The organism is Brevundimonas sp., from assembly GCF_046293315.1.
In the GTDB taxonomy this organism is placed as follows: Bacteria; Pseudomonadota; Alphaproteobacteria; order Caulobacterales; family Caulobacteraceae; genus Brevundimonas.
In genome coordinates this window covers 264,850-285,486 of record NZ_JBKBPF010000001.1, presented here as the reverse complement: position 1 = coordinate 285,486, position 20,637 = coordinate 264,850, and the positions used below count along the sequence as shown (strand labels likewise).

General features: G+C 68.6%; 18 protein-coding genes. 2 read left to right on the top strand and 16 right to left on the bottom strand.

Going from position 1 to position 20,637, the window contains the following annotated elements; translation table 11 throughout:
• Positions 1–21 precede the first annotated feature (21 nt).
• Positions 22–1,335, top strand: coding sequence for a homogentisate 1,2-dioxygenase (hmgA, locus tag ACK4SE_RS01295; protein ID WP_409687598.1), 1,314 nt, complete (start codon positions 22–24; stop codon positions 1,333–1,335).
• Positions 1,336–1,388: 53 nt separating this feature from the next.
• On the opposite strand, the gene ACK4SE_RS01290 is transcribed toward hmgA, so the two are convergent.
• From ACK4SE_RS01290 to ACK4SE_RS01220, 15 genes are all read right to left on the bottom strand, one after another.
• The gene (locus tag ACK4SE_RS01290; protein ID WP_409687595.1) at positions 1,389–2,060 is read right to left on the bottom strand and encodes a hypothetical protein; all 672 of its coding nucleotides are present in this window, start codon (positions 2,058–2,060) and stop codon (positions 1,389–1,391) included.
• A gap of 131 nt (positions 2,061–2,191) precedes the next feature.
• Positions 2,192–4,273, bottom strand: coding sequence for a flagellar biosynthesis protein FlhA (gene flhA, locus ACK4SE_RS01285; RefSeq protein WP_409687873.1), 2,082 nt, complete (start codon positions 4,271–4,273; stop codon positions 2,192–2,194).
• A gap of 7 nt (positions 4,274–4,280) precedes the next feature.
• On the bottom strand, positions 4,281–5,141 hold the full coding sequence (gene bla, locus ACK4SE_RS01280) for a class A beta-lactamase (RefSeq protein ID WP_409687593.1): 861 nt from the start codon (positions 5,139–5,141) through the stop codon (positions 4,281–4,283).
• Between the two features lie 14 nt (positions 5,142–5,155).
• Positions 5,156–6,565, bottom strand: coding sequence for a sigma-54 interaction domain-containing protein (locus tag ACK4SE_RS01275; protein WP_409687590.1), 1,410 nt, complete (start codon positions 6,563–6,565; stop codon positions 5,156–5,158).
• A gap of 40 nt (positions 6,566–6,605) precedes the next feature.
• Positions 6,606–6,938, bottom strand: coding sequence for a flagellar motor switch protein FliN (gene fliN / locus ACK4SE_RS01270; RefSeq protein ID WP_409687587.1), 333 nt, complete (start codon positions 6,936–6,938; stop codon positions 6,606–6,608).
• Entirely contained in the window at positions 6,938–7,588 is a 651-nt protein-coding gene (locus tag ACK4SE_RS01265; protein WP_409687585.1) for a flagellar assembly protein FlbE, read from the bottom strand. Before ACK4SE_RS01265 ends, fliN begins: the two co-directional genes overlap by 1 nt.
• Before the next feature lies 1 nt (position 7,589).
• Positions 7,590–8,627: a flagellar motor switch protein FliG gene (gene fliG, locus ACK4SE_RS01260; protein WP_409687582.1), complete on the bottom strand. Its 1,038-nt coding sequence runs from the start codon at positions 8,625–8,627 to the stop codon at positions 7,590–7,592.
• Positions 8,627–10,237, bottom strand: coding sequence for a flagellar basal-body MS-ring/collar protein FliF (gene fliF / locus ACK4SE_RS01255; protein ID WP_409687579.1), 1,611 nt, complete (start codon positions 10,235–10,237; stop codon positions 8,627–8,629). Before fliF ends, fliG begins: the two co-directional genes overlap by 1 nt.
• Before the next feature lie 139 nt (positions 10,238–10,376).
• Complete coding sequence (locus ACK4SE_RS01250) at positions 10,377–10,622, bottom strand: hypothetical protein (RefSeq protein ID WP_409687576.1); 246 nt, start codon at positions 10,620–10,622, stop codon at positions 10,377–10,379.
• Between the two features lie 48 nt (positions 10,623–10,670).
• Positions 10,671–12,176 (bottom strand): aldehyde dehydrogenase family protein, encoded by a 1,506-nt coding sequence (locus ACK4SE_RS01245; RefSeq protein WP_409687573.1) that lies wholly within the window; start codon positions 12,174–12,176, stop codon positions 10,671–10,673.
• 251 nt (positions 12,177–12,427) lie between these two features.
• A complete protein-coding gene (gene metH, locus ACK4SE_RS01240) occupies positions 12,428–15,097 on the bottom strand; it encodes a methionine synthase (RefSeq protein ID WP_409687570.1) in 2,670 nt (889 codons plus the stop codon).
• Positions 15,097–15,564 (bottom strand): hypothetical protein, encoded by a 468-nt coding sequence (locus tag ACK4SE_RS01235; protein ID WP_409687567.1) that lies wholly within the window; start codon positions 15,562–15,564, stop codon positions 15,097–15,099. Before ACK4SE_RS01235 ends, metH begins: the two co-directional genes overlap by 1 nt.
• The gene (locus ACK4SE_RS01230; RefSeq protein WP_409687564.1) at positions 15,561–16,625 is read right to left on the bottom strand and encodes a homocysteine S-methyltransferase family protein; all 1,065 of its coding nucleotides are present in this window, start codon (positions 16,623–16,625) and stop codon (positions 15,561–15,563) included. Before ACK4SE_RS01230 ends, ACK4SE_RS01235 begins: the two co-directional genes overlap by 4 nt.
• Positions 16,622–17,710, bottom strand: a complete 1,089-nt coding sequence (gene metF, locus ACK4SE_RS01225; RefSeq protein ID WP_409687561.1) for a methylenetetrahydrofolate reductase [NAD(P)H] — start codon at positions 17,708–17,710, stop codon at positions 16,622–16,624. Before metF ends, ACK4SE_RS01230 begins: the two co-directional genes overlap by 4 nt.
• Entirely contained in the window at positions 17,707–18,669 is a 963-nt protein-coding gene (locus tag ACK4SE_RS01220; protein WP_409687558.1) for an ArsR/SmtB family transcription factor, read from the bottom strand. Before ACK4SE_RS01220 ends, metF begins: the two co-directional genes overlap by 4 nt.
• A 24-nt stretch (positions 18,670–18,693) precedes the next feature.
• Between ACK4SE_RS01220 and ACK4SE_RS01215 the strand changes: the two genes are divergently transcribed.
• Entirely contained in the window at positions 18,694–19,284 is a 591-nt protein-coding gene (locus tag ACK4SE_RS01215; RefSeq protein ID WP_409687555.1) for an EF-hand domain-containing protein, read from the top strand.
• A 419-nt stretch (positions 19,285–19,703) separates the two neighbouring features.
• On the opposite strand, the gene ACK4SE_RS01210 is transcribed toward ACK4SE_RS01215, so the two are convergent.
• A complete protein-coding gene (locus ACK4SE_RS01210; protein WP_409687552.1) occupies positions 19,704–20,630 on the bottom strand; it encodes a 2-hydroxyacid dehydrogenase in 927 nt (308 codons plus the stop codon).
• Positions 20,631–20,637 lie beyond the last annotated feature (7 nt).

The window sequence follows — 20,637 nt, the reverse complement described above, 5'->3', positions numbered from 1 at the left end:
CGCGATGGGAGACCGACCGTCATGACTCATGCCCGATCCGGCGCGCCAGCGGGCTACATGCCCGGCTTCGGCAACCATGTGGCCACAGAAGCGGTCGACGGCGCCCTGCCCCAGGGCCGCAACTCGCCGCAGAAGGCGCCCTTCGGCCTCTACGCCGAACAGCTGTCCGGCACGGCCTTCACCGCCCCGCGCCACGCCAACCGCCGCTCCTGGTTGTACCGGCTGCGGCCCAGCGCCAACCACGGCGCCTATGCCGCCTATGACGGCGGCCGCCTGATCCGCACGGGGCCCTTCACCGAACAGCCGCCGACGCCCAACCGGCTGCGCTGGGATCCCCTGCCCCTGCCCGAGGCCCCCACCGACTGGGTGGACGGGCTGGCCACCTATGTGGGCAACGGCGACGCAGCGGCCACCGCCGGTATCGGCGTGCACCTGTACGCCGCCAACACGTCCATGACCGACCGGGTGTTCTACAACGCCGACGGCGAGCTGCTGATCGTGCCCCAGCACGGCGCCCTGGACCTGTTCACCGAGATGGGCCGTATCACGGCCGGTCCCGGCGAGATCGTGGTCATCCCGCGCGGCGTGCGGTTCCGCGTCGACCTGCCGGACGGCCAGGCCCGCGGCTATGTGTGCGAGAACTATGGCGAGCCGTTCCGCCTGCCCGACCTGGGCCCCATCGGCGCCAACGGCCTGGCCAATCCCCGCGACTTCCTGACCCCCGTGGCCTGGTTCGAGGACGCGGACCGCCCGGTGCAGATGATCCAGAAATTCCTCGGCGGCCTGTGGGCCACCCAGCTGGATCACTCGCCGCTGGACGTGGTCGCCTGGCACGGCAATCACGCGCCGTACAAATACGACCTGGCCCACTTCAACACCATCAACACGGTCAGCTTCGACCACCCTGACCCGTCCATCTTCACGGTGCTGACCAGCCCGTCGGACACGCCCGGCGTGGCCAACTGCGACTTCGCCATCTTCCCGCCCCGCTGGATGGTGGCCGAGGACACCTTCCGCCCGCCGTGGTTCCACAGGAACGTCATGAGCGAGTTCATGGGCCTGATCCACGGCGAATACGACGCCAAGGAAGGCGGCGGCTTCGCCCCCGGCGGCGCCTCCCTGCACAACTGCATGAGCGGCCATGGCCCCGACCAGGCCGCCTATGACAAGGCGATCAAGGCGGACCTGAAACCCCACAAGATCGACAACACCCTCGCCTTCATGTTCGAGAGCCGCTGGGTCTTCCGCCCCACATCATGGGCCGTCGAAACCCCGGCCATGCAGCTGGACTACGACGACGTCTGGACGGGGTTCGAAAAGGGCAAGGTGGGGTAGGGCTTAGGGCCCGGGATGCCTGCTGCCCACCCGGTGCGGACATGTTGCGTGCGTCAGAAAGGCGCTGGCATCCGGCGCTCCACCGTGATTTCAGGGGAGAATGGGTTTGAAAAGACAACGCTCGTGACGGCCTGCCCCCTGTTTCCCAGCCACACCTCCGTCGATGCATCTCGTCTCGTCACCGCCCATGCAGGAAGTCTGGCAAGCTCCTGCACGATCATCTGATCGCCCTCACACAGGCTGGAGCCGGTGCTGTCCGTGCACGAGAACTGAACCTCGGCATCGCCGCTGCGAACATCAGCGAGATGACGCAGGGCGTCGAGCGCCTCCTCAACCGGTAGGCCGGGGTTCACGTGAACGAATTCGCCGTCTGCACACCCGGCGTCTGACGGCATCGCCACTTCAGTTATGGGATAGGCGCGTTCGAAGACTGCAGCGTCCTCCGGGCTGTCTGGTGCGGGGCGCCGAAAAGCGGCCTTCCAGCGCTGGCGAACACAGCCGCTCGACTGCTGCGAAGCCCGCTCGACCAGATCCACATCGACAATGCCGGGCGTAGGGGGACCGGCGAAAGTCGGAAATTCCACCGCCTCGATCACGTTGTGATCGCGTCCTGACAGAACGAGCTCGCCGGCGGCCTCGGGCGGCAAACCTTCGAGAGACGCTATAGTGGGCGCAGCTTGCGCTGAGCCAATCAGCGCCGCCCAAGTCAGTGCAAGAACGAGCATCTCACCAATCCTGAACCCGAGAGAGATTTGGCTTCGAGGCATCAGAGTACGGCGCCCGATGCCCGATCACCACCCCGGGCGCTGAACGCGCTCGTCGGCGCACAGGGAGAGCGCCCGCCCCGACCTCCGCCCTAAACCTGCCCGACCGTCTTCAGCCGCGCCTTGGGATGCACCTCGTTCTGGCTCATCACCACGGTCTGGCCGCGGAAGCGTTCGATGATGGAGCGCACATAGGGGCGGATCATGGGGCCGGTCAGAAGCACCGCCGCCTCGCCGCCCATGGCCGCGCGCTCGAACACGTCGCGCACCTGACGGATGAAGTCCTGCAGCCGTGACGGCGCCATGGCCAACTGCTTGTCCTCGCCCTGCCCCACCAGACTCTCGGCGAAGGCCTGCTCCCACTCGGGGCTCAGGGTGATGATGGGCAGGGCGCCGTCGTCGCCCTTGTGCTGCCAGCACAGCTGACGGGCCAGACGGCTGCGCACGTGCTCCACCAGCTGGGTGACCGAGTTGGTGTGCGGCGCCGCCTCGGCCAGTCCCTCGAGGATGGCGGGCAGATCGCGGATCGACACCCGCTCGCGCAGCAGGGTCTGCAGCACCCTCTGCAGGGTGGTGACGGTGACCACCGAGGGGATCAGCTCCTCCACCAGCTTCTTCTCTTCCTCGCCCAGCTCCTTCAGCAGCTTCTGAACCTCGGCATAGGACAGCAGCTCGGCCATGTTCTCCTTGAGGATCTCGGTCAGGTGCGTGGTCAGGACCGTGGACGGATCGACGATGGTGTAGCCCCGGAACGTCGCCTCTTCCCTCAGCGACTCGTCGATCCAGGTGGCCGGAAGGTTGAAAGCCGGCTCACGCGTGTGCTCTCCCGGAATCTCCACCTGTCGCCCGGCCGGGTCCATGGCCATCAGCTGGCCCAGACGGACCTCCCCCGCGCCGGCCTCCATCTCCTTGATGCGGATGGCGTAGCCCTGGGTGGCCAGACGCATGTTGTCGAGGATGCGCACCGCGGGCATGACGAAGCCGAACTCCTGGGCCAGCGACCGGCGCAGGGCGCGGATCTGGTCGGTCAGGCGCCGGCCCTCCAGATCGTTGATCAGGCTCAGCAGGGAATAGCCCAGCTCGATCTTGACCTCGTCGATGGTCAGGGCGGTGGAGATGGGCTCTTCCACGGCCTCGGCCGGGCCTTCCGAGACCACCTCGACCACCTCGGGCCGCAGCCGGTTTCGCCCCCGTCGCCAGGCCAGATAGCCGGCGCCCCCAGACAGCACCGCGAACGGCAGCAGCGGCATGCCCGGGATCAGACCGATGAAGCCCGACGCCGCCGACACCATGCCCAGGGCCACCGGGTTCATGGCCATCTGGGACACCAGCGCCTTGTCCGCCGACCCCTCGACCCCGGCCTTGGACACCAGGAAGCCCGCGGCGATGGACACGATCAGCGCCGGCACCTGGGTCACCAGACCATCGCCCACGGCCAGCAGGATGTAGCTGGACGCCGCGTCGCCGGCCGACATGCCGTGCTGCACGATGCCGATCAGCAGGCCGCCGATGACGGTGATGAAGGTGATGATCAGGCCCGCCACGGCGTCGCCGCGCACGAATTTCGAGGCGCCGTCCATGGCCCCGAAGAAGGTGGACTCCTGCTCCAGCTCCTTGCGCCGCGACCGGGCGGTGTTCTCGTCGATCAGGCCCGACGACAGGTCCGCGTCGATGGCCATCTGCTTGCCCGGCATGGAGTCCAGGGTGAAGCGGGCCGAGACCTCGGCGATGCGGGTCGAGCCCTTGGTGATGACCACGAAATTCACCACCAGCAGGATGGCGAAGATGATCACCCCGATGATGAAGCTGCCGCCCATCATCAGGGCGCCGAACGCCTCGATCACCTGGCCCGCGCTGGCGGTGCCCTCGTGGCCGTAGCTGAGGATCAGGCGGGTCGAGGCCAGGTTCAGCCCTAGCCGGTACAGCGTCACCACCAGCAGGACCGTGGGGAAGACCGCGAAGTCCAGCGGCTTCTTGATCAGCAGGGCCGTCATCAGGACCAGCACCGAGCCGATGATCGAGATGGCCAGCAACAGGTCCAGGATGAAGCTGTTCATCGGGATGATGAGCAGACAGATGATCAGCACGACGCCCAGCGCCAGGGCCACTTCGCCGCGCATGAACCAGCCGAACACGTCGCGCCCGGTGGGGCGCGCCATGCCGTCCTTCATCATCCCGGCGTCAGCCATGTCCCAGCGCCTCCAGCGCCCGGCGCACGGCCTCGGCGATGATGGCCTCGCCCGCGGCGAAATCGTCGGCCTCCGGGCCTTCGTAGTAGGCCGCGACCAAGACGGGCGCGCCCTCGGGCGGCCAGATCACCCCGATGTCGTTGACCGGTCCCAGACTGCTGGTCCCGGTCTTGTGCCCCACGCGCCAGCCATCGGGCGCGGCGGCCTTGATGCGGTCCGGCCCCGTGGGCGAGTCCGTCAGCCAGCGCTCCAGCAGCGTCTGGTGCTCCGGCGTCAGGCGCGTCTGCCCCGGCGCCAGCAGCCGCCCCATGTTCGCCACCGCCTGATCCGGCGTGGTGGTGTCGCGGTCATCGCCGACAAGGTTCAACTCTGGCTCCAGCCGGTCCACGCGGGTGATCGAATCTCCCATGGAACGGTACCAGTTCCGCCATGAGTCGAGACCGCCCATTTCGCGGATCAGGATGTTGGCGGCGGGATTGTCGCTGAGCTCCACCGTCGACCGGCACAGGGCCTCGATGGTCAGGGCGCCGCCCACCGCCGGGCCGGTCACCGGCGCGTGGGAGATCATGTCGTTCGACGTGATCGGCACGGCGCGATCCAGCCGCTCCTCGCCCCGCGCCACGCGCTCCAGCGTCGCGGCGGCCAGAAACAGCTTGAAGGTCGAGCAGTAGGTGAAGCGTTCTGTGGCGCGCCAGGACATCTGATGGGCGCCCTGGCGAACCGCCAGGCCGAGCGACCCGTTCTCGCGCTGCTCCAGATCAGACAGGTCAAGAGGGAGCTCGAGACGCACACTGAGGCTGCAACCGGCAAGACCCAGCGCGCCGAGGCCGGCGATCACGCTTCTGCGTTTCACGTCTGCGCTCCCGCTCAGGCTGCGTTGTAGGCGGATCCGGCGACGCCGGCCGAAACGCCGCTCTGGGGCGCGGGGATGGCTTCACCCGCGTCGGCGTATTCGTTCAGCTTGTTGCGCAGGGTGCGGATCGAGATGCCCAGGATGGTGGCCGCATGGGTGCGGTTGCCAAGGCAGTGGCTCAGGGTGTCCAGGATCAGGGTCTTCTCCATCTCGGCCACCGTCTGGCCCACATAGGCGCGGGTGACCGCGTCGGCGGCCTGGGCCGCATGGCCCGCCACACCCTCGTCCCGCGGCGCTGCGCCCATGCCGCCGGCGCCCAGCGGCTGACCGTCGGGCATGCGCAGGGCGTCCTCGCCGATCTCCGGCCCGGCAGCCAGCAGCACCGCCCGGTGCATGGCGTTCTCCAGCTCCCGCACATTGCCGGGCCAGCGGTGGCTCAGCAGGGCGCGGCGCGCGGCCTCGGACAGGGGCCGCGCGGGCACGCCGTTGGCGACGGCGTATTTCTTGACGAAGTGATCGGCCAGCACCGCCACGTCGCCGGGCCGCTCGCGCAGGGCCGGCAGGCGCAGGTTGACCACGTTCAGGCGGTACAACAGGTCCTCGCGGAAGGTCCCCTCGCTGACCGCCCGGGCCAGGTCGCGGTTGGAGGTGGCGATGATGCGGATGTTGACCGGCACGGGCTTGGCCCCGCCGACCCGGTCGATGATGCGCTCCTGGATGGCGCGCAGCAGCTTGGCCTGCAGCCGGGCGTCCATCTCCGAGATTTCGTCCAGCAGCAGGGTGCCGCCGTCGGCCTCCTCGAACTTGCCGATGCGCCGGGCCACGGCCCCGGTGAAGGCGCCCTTCTCGTGCCCGAACAGCTCGGACTCCAGCAGATTGTCGGGAATGGCGGCGCAGTTGACCGAGATGAACGGCTTGTCGGCGCGGCGCGACTGGGTGTGCAGGTGACGGGCCATCACCTCCTTGCCGACGCCGCTTTCGCCGGTGATCAGGATCGAGGCCTCGGACTTCGCCACCTGGTCGGCCAGCTTGATCACCGCCGCCATGTTCGGATCGGCGCTGATCAGGGGCCGGTCGTCGTCGGCCACGGCGGCCAGCACGGCGGCGATCAGGTCGGCCTCGGGCGGCAGGGGGATGAACTCCTTGGCCCCGGCGCGGATGGCGCTGGCGGCCAGGTCGGCGTCGGCGTCCACGCCGCAGGCTACCACCGGCACATGGATGCGCTCGGCCTCGTTGGCGGCGATCAGGGCGGCGATGTCGAGGTGATAGTCCACCATCAGCAGGTCGGCGCCCTGCCCCCGTCGCAGGGTGTCGGTGGCCTGATCACAGCGCTCGACGTGACCCACCTTGGCGCCGTGCGCCATGGCCATCTTCACCGCCGCCGCCAGCTGTCCGCTGAGCCGTCCCACTACCAGGAGCCGCATGGTCCTTCTCCTCTAAACTCTGTCCAGGTCCCGTCGCCCGTCAGGCGCCGGAGTCCTCGGTCTTGATGATTTCCGTCATGGTCACGCCCAGGCGGTCCTCGACGACGACGACCTCCCCGCGGGCGACCAGACGGTTGTTGACGAAGATGTCGATGGCCTCGCCGACCTTGCGGTCCAGCTCCAGCACCGAGCCGCGATTGAGTTTCAGCAGTTGCGCCACGGACATGTGCGCCTTGCCCAGCACGGCGGAGATGTTGACCGGCACGTCGAACACGGGCGCCAGGTCGGCGGCGGTCTTGTCGCCGGGGTCGTCCGTCGTGGCGAGGGCCGTGCTGTCGCCGAACTCCTCAAGAGCCAGATCGTCGGATGGCATCAGCCTTCTCCTTCGGGAGTGTGGACGGTTTCGGCGTGTCCGCCTTCGGCCGCCAGGGCGGCGGTCAGGGCTTCACCCACGCGACGGGCCGAGTCTTCGGGGCTGTATTCGGCGCGCCCGTCGGCCCATTCCAGGGCGAAGGCGGCCATGCCCATGCCGGGCTCGTCGCGGAACGACACCTGACCGGTGAAACCCGCCTCGGCGCAGACGGCCTCGATGCGGGCGCGCGCGTCATCGGACAGCCCGCCCGTGCGGACCACCAGTCGCGGCGTGGCGTCGATCTCGTGACCCAGCGCCTCGAGGGCCTCATGCAGAGGGCCGTGCGGCATCTGCTCCAGCGCCGAGCCGGCGATGATGCGGGCGGCGGCCAGGGCCAGCTCGGCCGAGGCCGCGCGGTGCTCGTGGGCCACCCGGGCCAGGCCGGGCAGCGCCCGCCCGACCGCCTGGCCGATTTCGGCCAGGGCCATGGCCTGAACGCCTTCCAGCTCGGTCATGGCCTGCTGGCGCGCCTCGACGCGGGCCTGGGCGATCAGGGCTTCGACTTCGGCAGCCAGATAGACGCGCTTGACCGTCTGGGTCGGACGCGAGGCGATCACGGCGCCGGAAGCGTCGAACTCGGTGTCGAAGATGAAGGGCTTGGGCTGGGTCATGTCAGTAGATCAACTCGTCGTCGCCGCTCTGGCCGACCAGCATGATCTCGCCCTTGGCCGCCAGATCCTTGGCTGCCTGCACCATGGTCATCTGGGCCGCGTCCACATCCTTGAGCCGCACGGGGCCCATGGCCTCCATGTCCTCGCGCATGATCTTGGAGGCCCGCTCGGACATGTTCGAGAAGAACAGTTCGCGCAGGGTGTCGGACGCGCCCTTCAGCGCCAGGGCCAGCTGGTCCTTTTCGACCGCGCGAAGCAGGGTCTGGATGCCGCCGGGGTCCAGCTTGCCCAGGTCCTCGAACACGAACATCAGGGCGCGGATGCGCTCGGCCGCCTCGCGGTTGCGCTCTTCCAGCGCGCCGAGGAACCGGGCCTCGGTCTGACGGTCGAAACTGTTGAAGATCTCGGCCATGGCCTCGTGGCTGTCGCGCTTGGAGGTGCGGGCCAGGTTGGACATGAACTCGGTGCGCAGGGTCTGTTCGATCTTGTCGAGGATCTCGCGCTGCACCGGCTCCATACGCAGCATCCGCTGGACGCACTCCAGGGCGAAGTCCTCGGGCAGGGCGGTGAGCACGCGGCTGGCGTGTTCCGACTTCACCTTGGACAGCACCACGGCGACCGTCTGGGGATATTCGTTCTTGAGATAGTTCGCCAGCACCGCCTCGTTCACGTTGCCCAGCTTGTCCCACATGGTGCGGCCGGCCGGACCCCGGATCTCCTCCATCAGCGCCTCGACCCGGTCGGACGGCATGAAGGCGGCCAGCAGTCGCTGGGTCTGGTCGTAGCTGCCCATCAGGGCGCCGGACCCGGACATGCCGGAGACGAACTCCACCAGCAGTTCCTCGACCACGGTCGCCTGGATCGTGCCCAGAGAGGCCATGGCCTGCGAGATCTCCTTGATCTCTTCCTCGTCCAGCGCCTGCCACAGGGCCGTATGCTCCTCGCCCAGGGCGAGCAGGATCACGGCCGCCTTCTCGGGACCGGTCAGGCGGCGGGCGTCGTCGACACCCGGCTTCTTCGTGGCGAGCCGCGCAGCCATCAGCCCTCCTGCACCCAGGTGCGCAGGATGCTCACGGATTCCTCAGGGTGCTTGGAGACGAACTCGGCCACCTTCTTGACCGAGGACGCCTTCACCTGCCCCTCGATGCGGGCGATGTCGATGCGGTTTTCCATGTCGGACATGGGGGCCGGCAGGGCGTCCATGCCGCCGCCGGTCAGCGCCCCGCCCGAGCCGCCGCCGCCCACCGCCACGGTCTGCAGCGACGTCACCCCGCCCCCGCCCTCGCCCCGCGCCGTCTTCAGCAGCGGGCGCAGGACGAAGAAGATCAGCAGCAGGCCTGTGACCAGCAGGATCAGCAGTTCGACGCCGCGCATGATGTCGTTCTTGGTGAAGTTCATCAGCGGCGCTCCCGCGTCCGTCCCGCCGATGGCCGGGGTGTCGCGGTTGAAGCGGACGTTGATGACGCTGACCTGGTCGCCGCGGTCCTCGCTGAAGCCCATGGCCGAGCGGACCAGCGCCTCGATGCGCTGCATGTCCTCTTCGGACCGGGGCGTGTAGGTGGGCTCGCCCTCGCCGCCTGCGGGCGGGGTCAGGACGCCATCCACCGCCACGGCCACCGAGACCCGCTGCAACTGACCCGGTTCGCGCACCGTCGTGGTGGTGGTGTTGGAGATTTCGTAGTTGGTGATCTCGGACTGGTCGCCGCTGGTGGAGCCGACCGCCATCATGTTGGGGTCTTCGCCGCCGGGGATATTCTGCTGCGCGCCCACCGCCCCGTCGGGCTGGGCCATGTTGTCCTGCGAGTTCGACGTGGAGGTGGAGGTGGAGCGCACCACCTGACCGTCGGGATCGTAGCGCTGCTCCTGGGTCGTCTGGCGGCTGGTGTCGATCTCGGCCGACACCTGGACCCGCGCGGCGCCGACGCCGACGACCCCCTCGACCAGATCGCGGATGCGCGCAGTCATGGCCGCCTCCATCTCGGTCCTGCGGCCGTCGCCCAGTCCGGCGGTGAAGCCTTCCTCCTCGGCCCCCGCCGCCAGGGTGCGGTTGGCTTCATCCACCACGGTGACGCGGTCGGGGCGCATGTTGGGCACCGAAGAGGCGATGACGTTGCGGATGGCGCGGATCTGGTCGCCGGTCAGGTCGCGGCCGCCGACCCCCACCACCACCGCAGCGGTGGGATCGCCGGTCTGCTGCTGGAACATCTCGCGGCGCGGCAGGGTGATGTGGACCCGGGCGGTGTTGACGCCCCGCATGGACTGGATGGTCCGGGCCAGTTCGCCTTCCAGCGCGCGCTTCTCGTTGAGGTTCTGCTGGAACTCGGTCTGGCCCAGCACCGACTGGGTGTCGAAGATTTCGTAGCCGACGCTGCCCGAGGTCACCATGCCGGACGAGGCCAGCATCAGGCGCGCGGTCCCCACGTCGTCGCGGTGGACCATGATGGTCGAGCCATCGCCGCGGGTCTTGTACTTGATGCCCTGCTGGCTCAGCGCGCTGGTGATCTCGCTGGCCTCGGTCAGGTCGAGGTTGGAATAGAGCAGCGCGTCCGGCTCCTGGCCGACGCGCAGCATCAGCGCGATCAGCACGGCGGTCACGCCCGCCGCCACGCCCAGCACGGCGGCCAGACGGCCTATACCGAATCTCTGCAAAGCCGCCGTGAAACCGCCCACGCACACCGCCCCCAACACGCGGGCGACCTCGAACGCTCCCGCTAGGCAGAAAGTGCCGCCCCCATGGTAAACGTGGCCTTAAGATTCACAGCCGAAGCGGGAATTCCGTGGATCGCCGTCAGTCGGACCGATCAAACGACCTGTGCTCGGACAGCGGCGCGATGAACAGGCGGTCGCATTCAGCGTCCTCGTTCTCCAGCGCGATCGCTTCGTATTCCGCGCCTGACGCCTTCATGGTCTCGGCCGCGAGGGCCTCGAATTCCCGCTCGTGTCCGGAGCGGCGGAACAGGACGACGCCGTCCCTGGCGTCCAGGACGCCGTAGGCGGGCGAGCCTTCCAGCAGTGTGTCGAGATCAAGGGCCATAGGTCCTGAAGCCCGAACGGGCCGAAAGGTTCACCACGGCCCGGTTTCCTACACGTCGAACCGCACGCCCTGGGCCAACGGCAGGGCGCCGGAGAAATTCAGCGTCTGGGTCTGGCGGCGCATATAGGCCTTCCACGAATCCGATCCGCTCTCGCGCCCGCCGCCGGTCTCCTTCTCGCCGCCGAACGCCCCGCCGATCTCCGCGCCCGAGGGGCCGATGTTGACGTTGGCGATGCCGCAGTCCGAGCCCCAGGCCGACAGAAAGCCTTCCGCCTCGCGCATGCGCTCGGTGAAGACGCACGACGACAGCCCCTGCGGCGCCGCGTTCTGCATGGCCACCGCCGCGTCGAAATCGGCATAGGTCATCACGTACAGGATCGGCGCGAAGGTCTCACGCAGGACCACATCCGACTGTTTCGGCATGCGGATGATGGCGGGCTTCACATAGACCCCGCCGGCCCAGTCCGCGTGCACGCCGCCGGTCAGCACCTCGCCGCCCTCGGCGCGCGCCTGTTCGACCGCCGCGTCGAAACCCCGTCCCGCGTCCCCGTCGATCAGCGGTCCCACCAGCGTCCCGTCCTGACGCGGATCGCCGATGGACAGGCTGGCGTAGGCCTTGGTCAGACGAGTCAACAGTTGATCAGCAACCGCCTCATGCACGATCAGGCGGCGCAGGGAGGTGCAGCGCTGCCCCGCCGTGCCCACGGCGGAAAAGGCGATGGCCCGCACCGCCAGATCCAGATCGGCGCTGTCGCTGACGATCATGGCGTTGTTGCCGCCCAGCTCCAGCAGGCTGCGGCCCAGCCGCCCGGCCACGGTGGTCGCCACCGCCTTGCCCATGCGGGTCGAGCCGGTGGCCGAGACCAGCGGGATGCGCGTATCGGCCGCCAGCGCCTCGCCCACGCCGCGCCCGCCGATCAGCACCTGCGACAGGCCGTCGGGCGCCTCGTCGCCGAACCGCGCCGCCGCCCGGTCGAACACCGCCTGCACCGCGATGGCGGTCAGGGGCGTCTTCTCCGACGGCTTCCAGATCACCGGATCGCCGCACACCAGCGCCAGCGCCGCGTTCCACGACCATACCGCCACCGGGAAGTTGAAGGCCGAGATCACCGCCACCGGCCCCAGCGGCTGCCACGTCTCGCGCATGTGGTGGCCGGGTCGCTCGGACGGCATGGTCAGGCCGTACAGTTGCCGCGACAGCCCAACGGCGAAGTCGCAGACGTCGATCATCTCCTGAACCTCGCCGGCGCCCTCGGAGACGATCTTGCCCGCCTCCAGCGTCACCAGCATGGCCAGATCGTCTTTCGCCGCCCTCAGTTCCTCGCCCAGCAGCCGCACCAGCTCGCCCCGCCGCGGCGCCGGAACCCGGCGCCAGGCGTCGAACGCCCCCTGCGCCTTCGCCACCGCCTGCTTGATGTCGTCGCCCGACGCCTCCGCCACACGCCCGGCGCTGGACCCGTCGATGGGCGAGCGCGCCTCCACGCCCGCCGCGCCGAACACCGCGCCCACGCCCAGCCGCTCCAGTATCGCCTTCGCCTGATCCGCAGCCGTCATGGGGGTGTCTCTTTTCACTATGGTCTCGTCCCGAGGGTCCATAGCCTCCCACCGGGCGGAGAGAAACCAGCCTTCCCTCTCCCGCTGGGAGAGGGCTGCGCGCAGCGGGGTGCGCAGCAGCCCGCTCCTTCGCGCGCAGGGTGAGGGTCGATTGCATCCTTCGGGGCCACCCGACCCTCATCCCCCGCGCAAGAACCTCCGCTGTCGCTCCGGTGCGCGGGTTCCCCCTTGTCCCACTGGGAGAAGGGAACCTACGCCGCGTCCTCCCGCGCCGCCTGATCCGGATCATAGTTCAGGATCGGCGCCAGCCAGCGCTCGGCCACGGCCAGCTCCCACCCCTTGCGGCGCGCATAGTCCTCGACCTGATCCCGGTCGATCTTGCCGACGCCGAAATAGAAGCTGTCCGGGTGGCTGAAATACAGGCCCGAGACCGAGGCCGGCGGGGTCATGGCGAAGCTCTCGGTCAGTTCCATGCCCGCATGGCCCGGCGCGTCCAGCAGGTCGAACAGGGTCTGCTTCTCCGTATGCTCGGGCTGGGCCGGATAGCCCGGCGCCGGGCGGATGCCCTGATAGCGCTCGGCGATCAGGTCGGCGACGCTCAGGGCCTCGTCGGCCGCATAGCCCCACAGCTCGGTGCGCACCGCCTTGTGCATGCGCTCGGCGAAGGCTTCGGCCAGACGGTCGGCCAGGGCCGTGGCCATGATGGCGGAATAGTCGTCGCCCGCCGCCTTGAACTCGGCCGCCTTCTCCAGCTCCCCATGCCCGGCGGTGACCGCAAAGCCCCCGATCCAGTCATCCGAGCCCAGCGGCGCGATGAAGTCCGACAGGGCTGTATTGGGCTTGCCGGGCGTCTTGGCCATCTGCTGGCGCAGGGTGTGCAGCCGGGCCAGCTCGGTGGTGCGCGCGTCATCGGCCCAGACGATGATGTCGTCCCCGTCCGCATTGGCCGGCCAGAACCCCACCACGCCGCGCGCCGTGTACCACTTCTCGGCGATGATGCGGTCCAGCATGGCCCGGGCGTCCTTGTACAGGTCCCGCGCCGCCTCGCCCACGATCTCGTCGTCCAGAATGTCGGGGAACCGCCCCACCAGCTCCCAGCTGGCGAAGAACGGCGACCAGTCGATGTGCTCGGCCAGATCCGCCAGATCCCAGGCGTCGAACGCCTTCCCCCCGGTGAACGACGGCTTCGCCGGCTTGTGCGCCGCCCAGTCGATGGCGAAGCGGTTCTCGCGCGCCTTCTCGATGGGTGTGCGGGCCTTCTGGGTCTGGCCCCGGGCGTACTGTTCGCGCACCCGCACATACTCGTCGCGGGTGGCCTGCTGGATGCGGTCCTTCTCGGTGGCCGACAGCAGGCCCGAGACCACCCCCACCGCCCGGCTGGCGTCGGTGACATAGGTGGTCGAGCCCCGCTTGTAGGCCGGCTCCACCTTCACCGCCGTGTGGGTCTTGGAGGTGGTCGCCCCGCCGATCAGCAGCGGGATATCGAAGCCGCGCCGCTCCATCTCCGAGGCCACGAACACCATCTCGTCCAGGCTCGGCGTGATCAGGCCCGACAGGCCGATGATGTCGCAGTTGTGCGCCTTCGCCTCGTCCAGGATGCGGTCCGCCGGGACCATGACTCCCAGGTCCACCACCTCGTAATTGTTGCACTGGAGCACGACGCCGACGATGTTCTTGCCGATATCGTGCACGTCGCCCTTGACCGTCGCCATCAGGATCCGGCCCGCCTGCTCGCGCGGCTTGCCCGCCTTCTCAGCCTCCAGATAGGGCTCCAGATAGGCCACCGCCTGCTTCATCACCCGCGCCGACTTCACCACCTGGGGCAGGAACATCTTGCCCGAGCCGAACAGGTCGCCGACCACGTTCATGCCGTCCATCAGCGGGCCTTCGATGACGTGCAGCGGCCGTTCGACCCCCTGCCGCGCCTCTTCCGTATCGGCCTCGATGAACTCGGTGATGCCGTTGACCAGGGCGTGGGTGATGCGGTCGCCCACCGTCCCCTCGCGCCATTTCAGATCGACGACCCGGGCCTTGCCCTTCTCGCCCTTGTACTCCGGCGCCATGTCCACCAGCCGCTCGGTGTTGGACACATTGGTGCGCTGGGGCCGGTTCAGGATCACGTCCTCGACCGCCTCCCTCAGCTTCGGGTCGATGTCGTCATAGACCGGCAGGTCGCCCGCATTGACGATGCCCATGTCCATGCCCGCATTGATGGCGTGGTACAGGAAGACGCTGTGGATCGCCCGGCGCACCGGCTCGTTGCCGCGGAAACTGAACGAGACATTGGACACCCCGCCCGACACCTTGGCGTGGGGCAGGGTCTGTTTGATCACCCGCACCGCCTCGATGAAGTCCACGGCGTAGTTGTCGTGGTCCTCGATCCCCGTCGCCACGGCGAAGATGTTGGGGTCGAAGATGATGTCCTCGGGGGGAAAGCCGATGTCGTCCACCAGCAGGCGATAGGCCCGGGTGCAGATCTCGATCTTGCGGTCCTTCGTATCCGCCTGGCCGGCCTCGTCGAAGGCCATGACCACCACCGCCGCGCCATAGCGCAGGCATTTCACCGCATGCTCGCGGAACGCCGCCTCGCCTTCCTTCAGCGAGATGGAATTGACGATGGGCTTGCCTTGCACGCACTTCAGCCCCGCCTCGATCACCTCCCATTTGGAGGAGTCGATCATGATCGGCACCCGGCTGATGTCGGGCTCGGCCGCGATCAGGTTCAGGAAGGTGCGCATGGCGACGACGCCGTCCAGCAGCCCCTCGTCCATGTTCACATCGATGACCTGGGCGCCCGCCTCCACCTGCTGACGCGCCACCGACAGGGCCTCGCCATAGTTCCCGTCCACCACCAGCTTGCGGAATTTGGCCGAGCCGGTGACGTTGGTCCGCTCGCCGACATTGATGAAGGTGGGGCGCATCAGTGGGCCTTGGTCAGGGGCGGAAGGGTATGAATCTGGACATTCCGAATCTTCAGCCTCAGCCGACGCCAAAGCGAGTACTGCCCGTCCTGCATGAACTCCGAGAGGCCGTGGGTTGTCAGCCGATACACATGGTAGATCACACCGGTTCGGCGATCTCGGACCTCCCTTACCTTTCCATCCCTTACGGCCTCCAGAGCGGCGAGGACGCGGGTGCAGACTGATGGGCTTGGGTCCAGTCGTTCCGTCCAGACCTCGCCGAGAGTGTAGTCAAACTCTCCCAAAGAGCCTTCGAGCGTCAGGCGGCGATGCAGAGCCGAAGGGGGTAGAATGTCGAGCAGGAAGTGGTCGTGGCCCCGTTCGAAATTGTGTTCGACCGACTCGGGCAGTGATGCGGCAAACGCTTCGACGCTAGCCACCATTGCGCCGTACCAGTCTGGAATCGGCGTGGGCTTTCCGAACATCACGACACGATCTCGAACGGCTCCAGCCCCGACAGCCGCATGGCCGTTGGCCGCTCCGGAATCGCCCGCGGCTTCACGCCCGCCACCGCCTCGGCCACATGCCTGATGTGGTCCGGGGTGGTGCCGCAGCAGCCGCCCAGGATGTTGACCAGCCCGCTCTCGGCCCACTCGTGCAGGTGACAGGCCGTCTGGTGCGGCTCCTCGTCGTACTGGCCCATGGCGTTGGGCAGGCCGGCGTTGGGGAAGGCCGCCACCAGGGTGTCGGCCACCCGCGCGATGTCGGCGATGTGCGGCCGCATCAGGTCCGCGCCCAGGGCGCAGTTCAGCCCGATGGCGAACGGCTTGGCGTGGCGCACGCTGTTCCAGAACGCCTCGGCCGTCTGGCCCGACAGGGTCCGTCCCGAGCGGTCGGTGATTGTGCCCGAGATCCACAGGGGCAGGGCCTCATAGCCCTCGTCCTGCAGGTCCAGGATCGCCTTGATGGCCGCCTTGGCGTTCAGGGTGTCGAAGATGGTCTCCACCAGGAACAGGTCCACCCCGCCCTCGTGCAGGGCCCGGGCCTGCTGCTTGTAGGCCTCATAGACCTCGTCGAAGCTCACGGCGCGGAAGCCCGGATCGTTCACGTCCGGGCTGATGGACAGGGTCCGGTTGGTCGGCCCCATGGACCCGGCCACGAAGCGCGGCTTGTGCGGCTCCTTCCCGGTCCAGCGGTCGGCCACTTCGCGGGCGATCCTCGCGCCTTCGAAATTCAGGTCCCACACCACGTCCTCAAGCCCGTAGTCCGCCTGGCCGATGGTGGTGGACGAGAAGGTGTTGGTCTCCGAAATGTCCGCGCCCGCCCCGTAATACTGGTCGTGCAGGTCGGCGATGATGTCGGGCCGCGTCAGGATCAGAAGGTCGTTGTTGCCCTTCTGCGGATGGCTGTGCGCGCGGAAGCGTTCGCCCCGGAAGTCCTCTTCCGACAGCTCGCAGCGCTGGATCATCACCCCCCAGGCGCCGTCCAGCACCAGAATGCGTTCCTTCGCGGCCGCGTGCAGGGCGGCGATACGGTCGGCGCGGGTCATTGCTTATCCTCCCCCATCGGGGGAGGGGGACCGCCCGAAGGGTGGTGGAGGGGGCCGGCCCCGGGCGTCGGCGCATGGGGCAAGCCCCCTCCGTCGGCTTCGCCGACACCTCCCCCGTCGGGGGAGGATTGTCCTTCCCGGACGCCCAGCACCCGGCAGATGGCGTAGACCAGATCGGCCCGGTTCAGGGTGTAGAAGTGGAAGTCGCCGAACCCCTCCTCCTGCAGCCGCGCGCAGGTCTCGGCGGCGACGGAGGCGGCGATCAGGCGGCGGGTGTCGGGGTCTTCGTCCAGCCCCTCGAAATGGGCGCCCAGCCAGTCGGGCACGCTGGCCCCGCAGGCGCCGGACATGCGCTTCAGGGCGCCGAAATTGGTCACCGGCATGACGCCGGGGATCAGGGGGATGGTCACCCCCGCCGCCGCCACCCGGTCGCGGAACCGCAGGAAGGCGTCGATGTCGAAGAAGAACTGGCTGACCGCCCGCGTGGCGCCCGCGTCCACCTTGGCCTTCAGCACCTCGATGTCGTGATCGATGGACGGGCTCTCCGGATGCTTCTCCGGATAGACGCCCACGGAGATCTCGAAGCCACCCACCCGGCTGATGGCCTCGGACAGTTCTGTGGCGTTGGCGTAGCCGTCGGGGCGCGGCTGGTAGACCCCGCCGATTCCCCCTGAAGCGTTTGGGCCGCCCGGCGGATCGCCGCGCAGGGCCACGATGTGGTTCACGCCCGCAGCCTTGTACTCGCGGATCACCTGATCCACCTCGTCGCGCGACGCCTCCACACAGGTCAGGTGCGCGGCGGGCTTCAGGGTCGTCTCGGACAGGATGCGGGTGACGGTGCGGTGGGTGCGCTCACGGGTCGAGCCGCCGGCGCCATAGGTCACCGATACGAAGGCCGGGTTCAGGGGCTCCAGCCGCCGCACCGCAAGCCACAGATTCTCCTCGGCCTGGTCGGTCTTGGGCGGAAAGAACTCGAACGACACGCGCGGCGCGGCTCCGCCCGGTCGTCCAGCGCGGGCCACCGGGCCAAGCGGCGACAGCAACAGGGCGCGAGCCTCGGACAGGCTGGCGGGGGTGGCGGTCATGCCACGCTCCTTTTCGCGGTTTCGGCCCGCGTGGCGGTCCAGATGGTGACGGTCAGGTCTTCGGTGTCCGGCGGCAGGGCGATGGGCGCGGACGGCGTCAGCCCGGCCTCCCTCATCCAGCCGCCGATCTCGGCGTCCGAGAAGCCCAGGCGGCGATGCTGGTGCGCCTCGCGCAGTTGCTCCAGCCCGTGGGGGGCGAAGTCCACGATCAGCAGGCGGCCGCCCGGCGCCACCAGACGCGCGGCCTCCCGCACGGCGGCGGCGGGGTCGGTCAGATAGTGCAGCACCTGATGCACCACCACCAGATCGGCGCTCTGGCCGGGCAGGCGCGTGGCGAAGATGTCGCCGTGGCGCAGCTCCACCTTGTCCAGACCCGCCTTGGCCGCATTGCTGCGGGCGATGTTCAGCATGTTCTGGCTCAGGTCCAGGCCGATGGACATGCGCGCCTTTCCGCCCAGCAGGGTCAGCATGCGGCCCGAGCCGGTGCCCAGATCCACCACCCGGTCGAAGGGGCCGGGGCCGGCCGCCCGCTCGATGGCCGCCTCCACCGCGCTCTCGCGCACATACAGCGAGCGCATCTGGTCCCAGCGCGGCGCCACCTGTTCGAAATAGGCGGCGGCCTCGGCCTCGCGCTCGCGGCGGACCTCCTCCAGACGAACGTGGTCCTGATCGGCGGCGCCGTCCTCCAGCAGGTCCAGCACCATGTCCACCAGCCGCCGCGCGGCCAGGTCCGACGACAACCGATAGAAGACGCGCGCGCCGTCGGGGAATCGCTCGATAAGCCCGGCGTCGGCCATCAGCTTCAGATGGCGTGACACGCGCGGCTGACTCTGGTCCAGTATGCGCGACAACTCCATGACCGACAGCTCGTCGCCCGCGAGCAGGGTCAGGACCCGGAGACGGGTCGGCTCTCCCGCGGCGCGCAGGGCTTCGACAGCCTGATCGGACGTGAATGACATGGCATCATATAAAGATATCTTTATATGATTATGCAAGCGAAAATCCTTGGCCTGGCGGCGGTTCTCGGCCTCGCCCTGCCGCTGGTCGCCGGCTGTGAGGCTTCGGGTGAGAACACCGAGCGCCACGCCCCGCCCGTCGTGGACTCCGCCCCGACAGCAGACCCCGTGGATGGGGTCACGCCTCCGGACTCCCTGACCGCCTCCGACGAGGCTCCCGCCGAGGCCACGCCCTCGCCCGTGCGGTCAGCCGCTCCACGCCGGGAGCCGGACCCCGAGGACCCGGCGGAACCCGCCACCGAGGTGGAGCCCCTGATCGTCATCGGGCCACGCGACGGCGAGACCCTTGGCGAGTACCGGGCGCGGGCCGAGCGGCGGTTCAACCGTCTCGACACCGACGGCGACGGGCGGCTGGACCGGGAGGAGATAATCAGCGGCGTGGGTCAGGTCCGCCTGCGCAACGCCCTTGAGCGCGCCGACGTCGATCTGGACGACCACGTATCGCGCCAGGAGTTCAACGACCTGGTGACCCGCGCCTTTCAGCGCCTCGACGCCGACGGCAACGGCGTGATCACCGACACGGAATTCGAGGCCGGCGACCCTCTGGCCGTCGAATAGCCCCCCGTTAATCCCGCATTTCACGACGCCAGTCCCTTTTCCCACAAGGGCTCACGTCGTCACGACCGCCTTTTTCGGCTCCCGCCCCCCACGCGCCCTTACACTGGGCCGTTCAAACTGACCGGGAGGGCGATTTCAGACAATTCAGACAATTCAGACACTGTTTTTTCGGCCCCGTTGCACTCCAATTGCACTGTTTTTTCGCTTCGGAGTCTCACCTGGCCCCACGGGGCGCCCCCAACCCCGCTCATCCCGGCGAAGGCCGGGATCCAGATCACAAGGCCGGGTGCCGCAAGGTCTGCACGACCACCCGGCTCATGGACATGGCGACGAGATCATGCATCTGGATCCCGGCCTTCGCCGGGATGAGCGGAGGGATGAGTTAGACTCCAGTTGCACTGTTTTTTCGTCCCGGAGTCTCACCCCACCGGGGTCTTCAACGGCCGCCCCTCGAAGTGCGCCGACAGGTTCTCCAGCAGCAGGCCCAGCATGCCCTGGACCGCCTCGTTGGTGGCGCCGGCGGTGTGGGGCGTCAGGGTGGTGTTGGGCACCTCGGCCCAGCGCGCCGGGTCCGTGGGCTCGGTCTCGAACACGTCGAGGGCCGCATGGCCCAGCTTGCCTGCCGTCAGGGCCGCGATCAGGGCGTCCTCGTCCACCAGCTGCCCGCGCGCCACATTGACCAGCAGGCCGCCCGGTCCCAGCGCCTCGATCACGGCGCGGGAAATCAACCCACGGTTGTTTTCGTCGGCCCGGCCGGCCACCACCAGCACGTCGCTGTCCCGCGCCAGGTCCTCCAGCGACGCCGCCCGGGGCCAGGGGGCCGCCTTCTCGCGCGGGCCCCACCAGGCGACCCGCATCCGCAGGGCCTCGCATCGGCGTGCCACCGCCTCGCCGATCAGCCCGAGGCCGACGACGCCGACCCGCAGGTGGTTCAGGGAGGGGGTGATGGTCTTGGCGTCGGGCGTCCACTGCCCTGCCCGCAGGGCCCGGTCGCCCTCGGTGATGCGTCGCCGCGCCGACAGGATCAGCCCCAGCGCATGGTCGGCCACATCCTCGTGGTTCACCCCCGGCGCATGGGTCACCGGCAGACCGCGCTCCCGGCACCAGTCCACATCGATACCGTCGTAGCCGGATGTGAAGCAGGCGATCAGCTCCAGCCGCGGCAGGCTTTCGATCAGGTGCTTGTCCAGCTCGAACTCGCCGGCCACCACCATGGCGCGGATGTCGTCCCGCGCCTCCACCGGCGGCCCCTCCCAGAACCGGTAGACCGTATAGGCCCCATCCAGAAAGGCCGTCAGCGGCGCCAGATGCCGCTGCATGATCAGGATCGCGGGGCGGTCGGTCATGCTGTGA

Coding starts and splice junctions, on each gene's coding strand:
- hmgA (WP_409687598.1), top strand. CDS start 22: ATGACTCATGCCCGATCCGGCGCGCCAGCGGGCTACATGCCCGGCTTC.
- ACK4SE_RS01290 (WP_409687595.1), bottom strand. CDS start 2,060: ATGCTCGTTCTTGCACTGACTTGGGCGGCGCTGATTGGCTCAGCGCAA.
- flhA (WP_409687873.1), bottom strand. CDS start 4,273: ATGATGAAGGACGGCATGGCGCGCCCCACCGGGCGCGACGTGTTCGGC.
- ACK4SE_RS01275 (WP_409687590.1), bottom strand. CDS start 6,565: ATGCGGCTCCTGGTAGTGGGACGGCTCAGCGGACAGCTGGCGGCGGCG.
- fliN (WP_409687587.1), bottom strand. CDS start 6,938: ATGCCATCCGACGATCTGGCTCTTGAGGAGTTCGGCGACAGCACGGCC.
- ACK4SE_RS01265 (WP_409687585.1), bottom strand. CDS start 7,588: ATGACCCAGCCCAAGCCCTTCATCTTCGACACCGAGTTCGACGCTTCC.
- fliG (WP_409687582.1), bottom strand. CDS start 8,627: ATGGCTGCGCGGCTCGCCACGAAGAAGCCGGGTGTCGACGACGCCCGC.
- ACK4SE_RS01250 (WP_409687576.1), bottom strand. CDS start 10,622: ATGGCCCTTGATCTCGACACACTGCTGGAAGGCTCGCCCGCCTACGGC.
- ACK4SE_RS01245 (WP_409687573.1), bottom strand. CDS start 12,176: ATGACGGCTGCGGATCAGGCGAAGGCGATACTGGAGCGGCTGGGCGTG.
- metH (WP_409687570.1), bottom strand. CDS start 15,097: ATGCGCCCCACCTTCATCAATGTCGGCGAGCGGACCAACGTCACCGGC.
- ACK4SE_RS01230 (WP_409687564.1), bottom strand. CDS start 16,625: ATGACCCGCGCCGACCGTATCGCCGCCCTGCACGCGGCCGCGAAGGAA.
- metF (WP_409687561.1), bottom strand. CDS start 17,710: ATGACCGCCACCCCCGCCAGCCTGTCCGAGGCTCGCGCCCTGTTGCTG.
- ACK4SE_RS01220 (WP_409687558.1), bottom strand. CDS start 18,669: ATGTCATTCACGTCCGATCAGGCTGTCGAAGCCCTGCGCGCCGCGGGA.
- ACK4SE_RS01215 (WP_409687555.1), top strand. CDS start 18,694: ATGATTATGCAAGCGAAAATCCTTGGCCTGGCGGCGGTTCTCGGCCTC.
- ACK4SE_RS01210 (WP_409687552.1), bottom strand. CDS start 20,630: ATGACCGACCGCCCCGCGATCCTGATCATGCAGCGGCATCTGGCGCCG.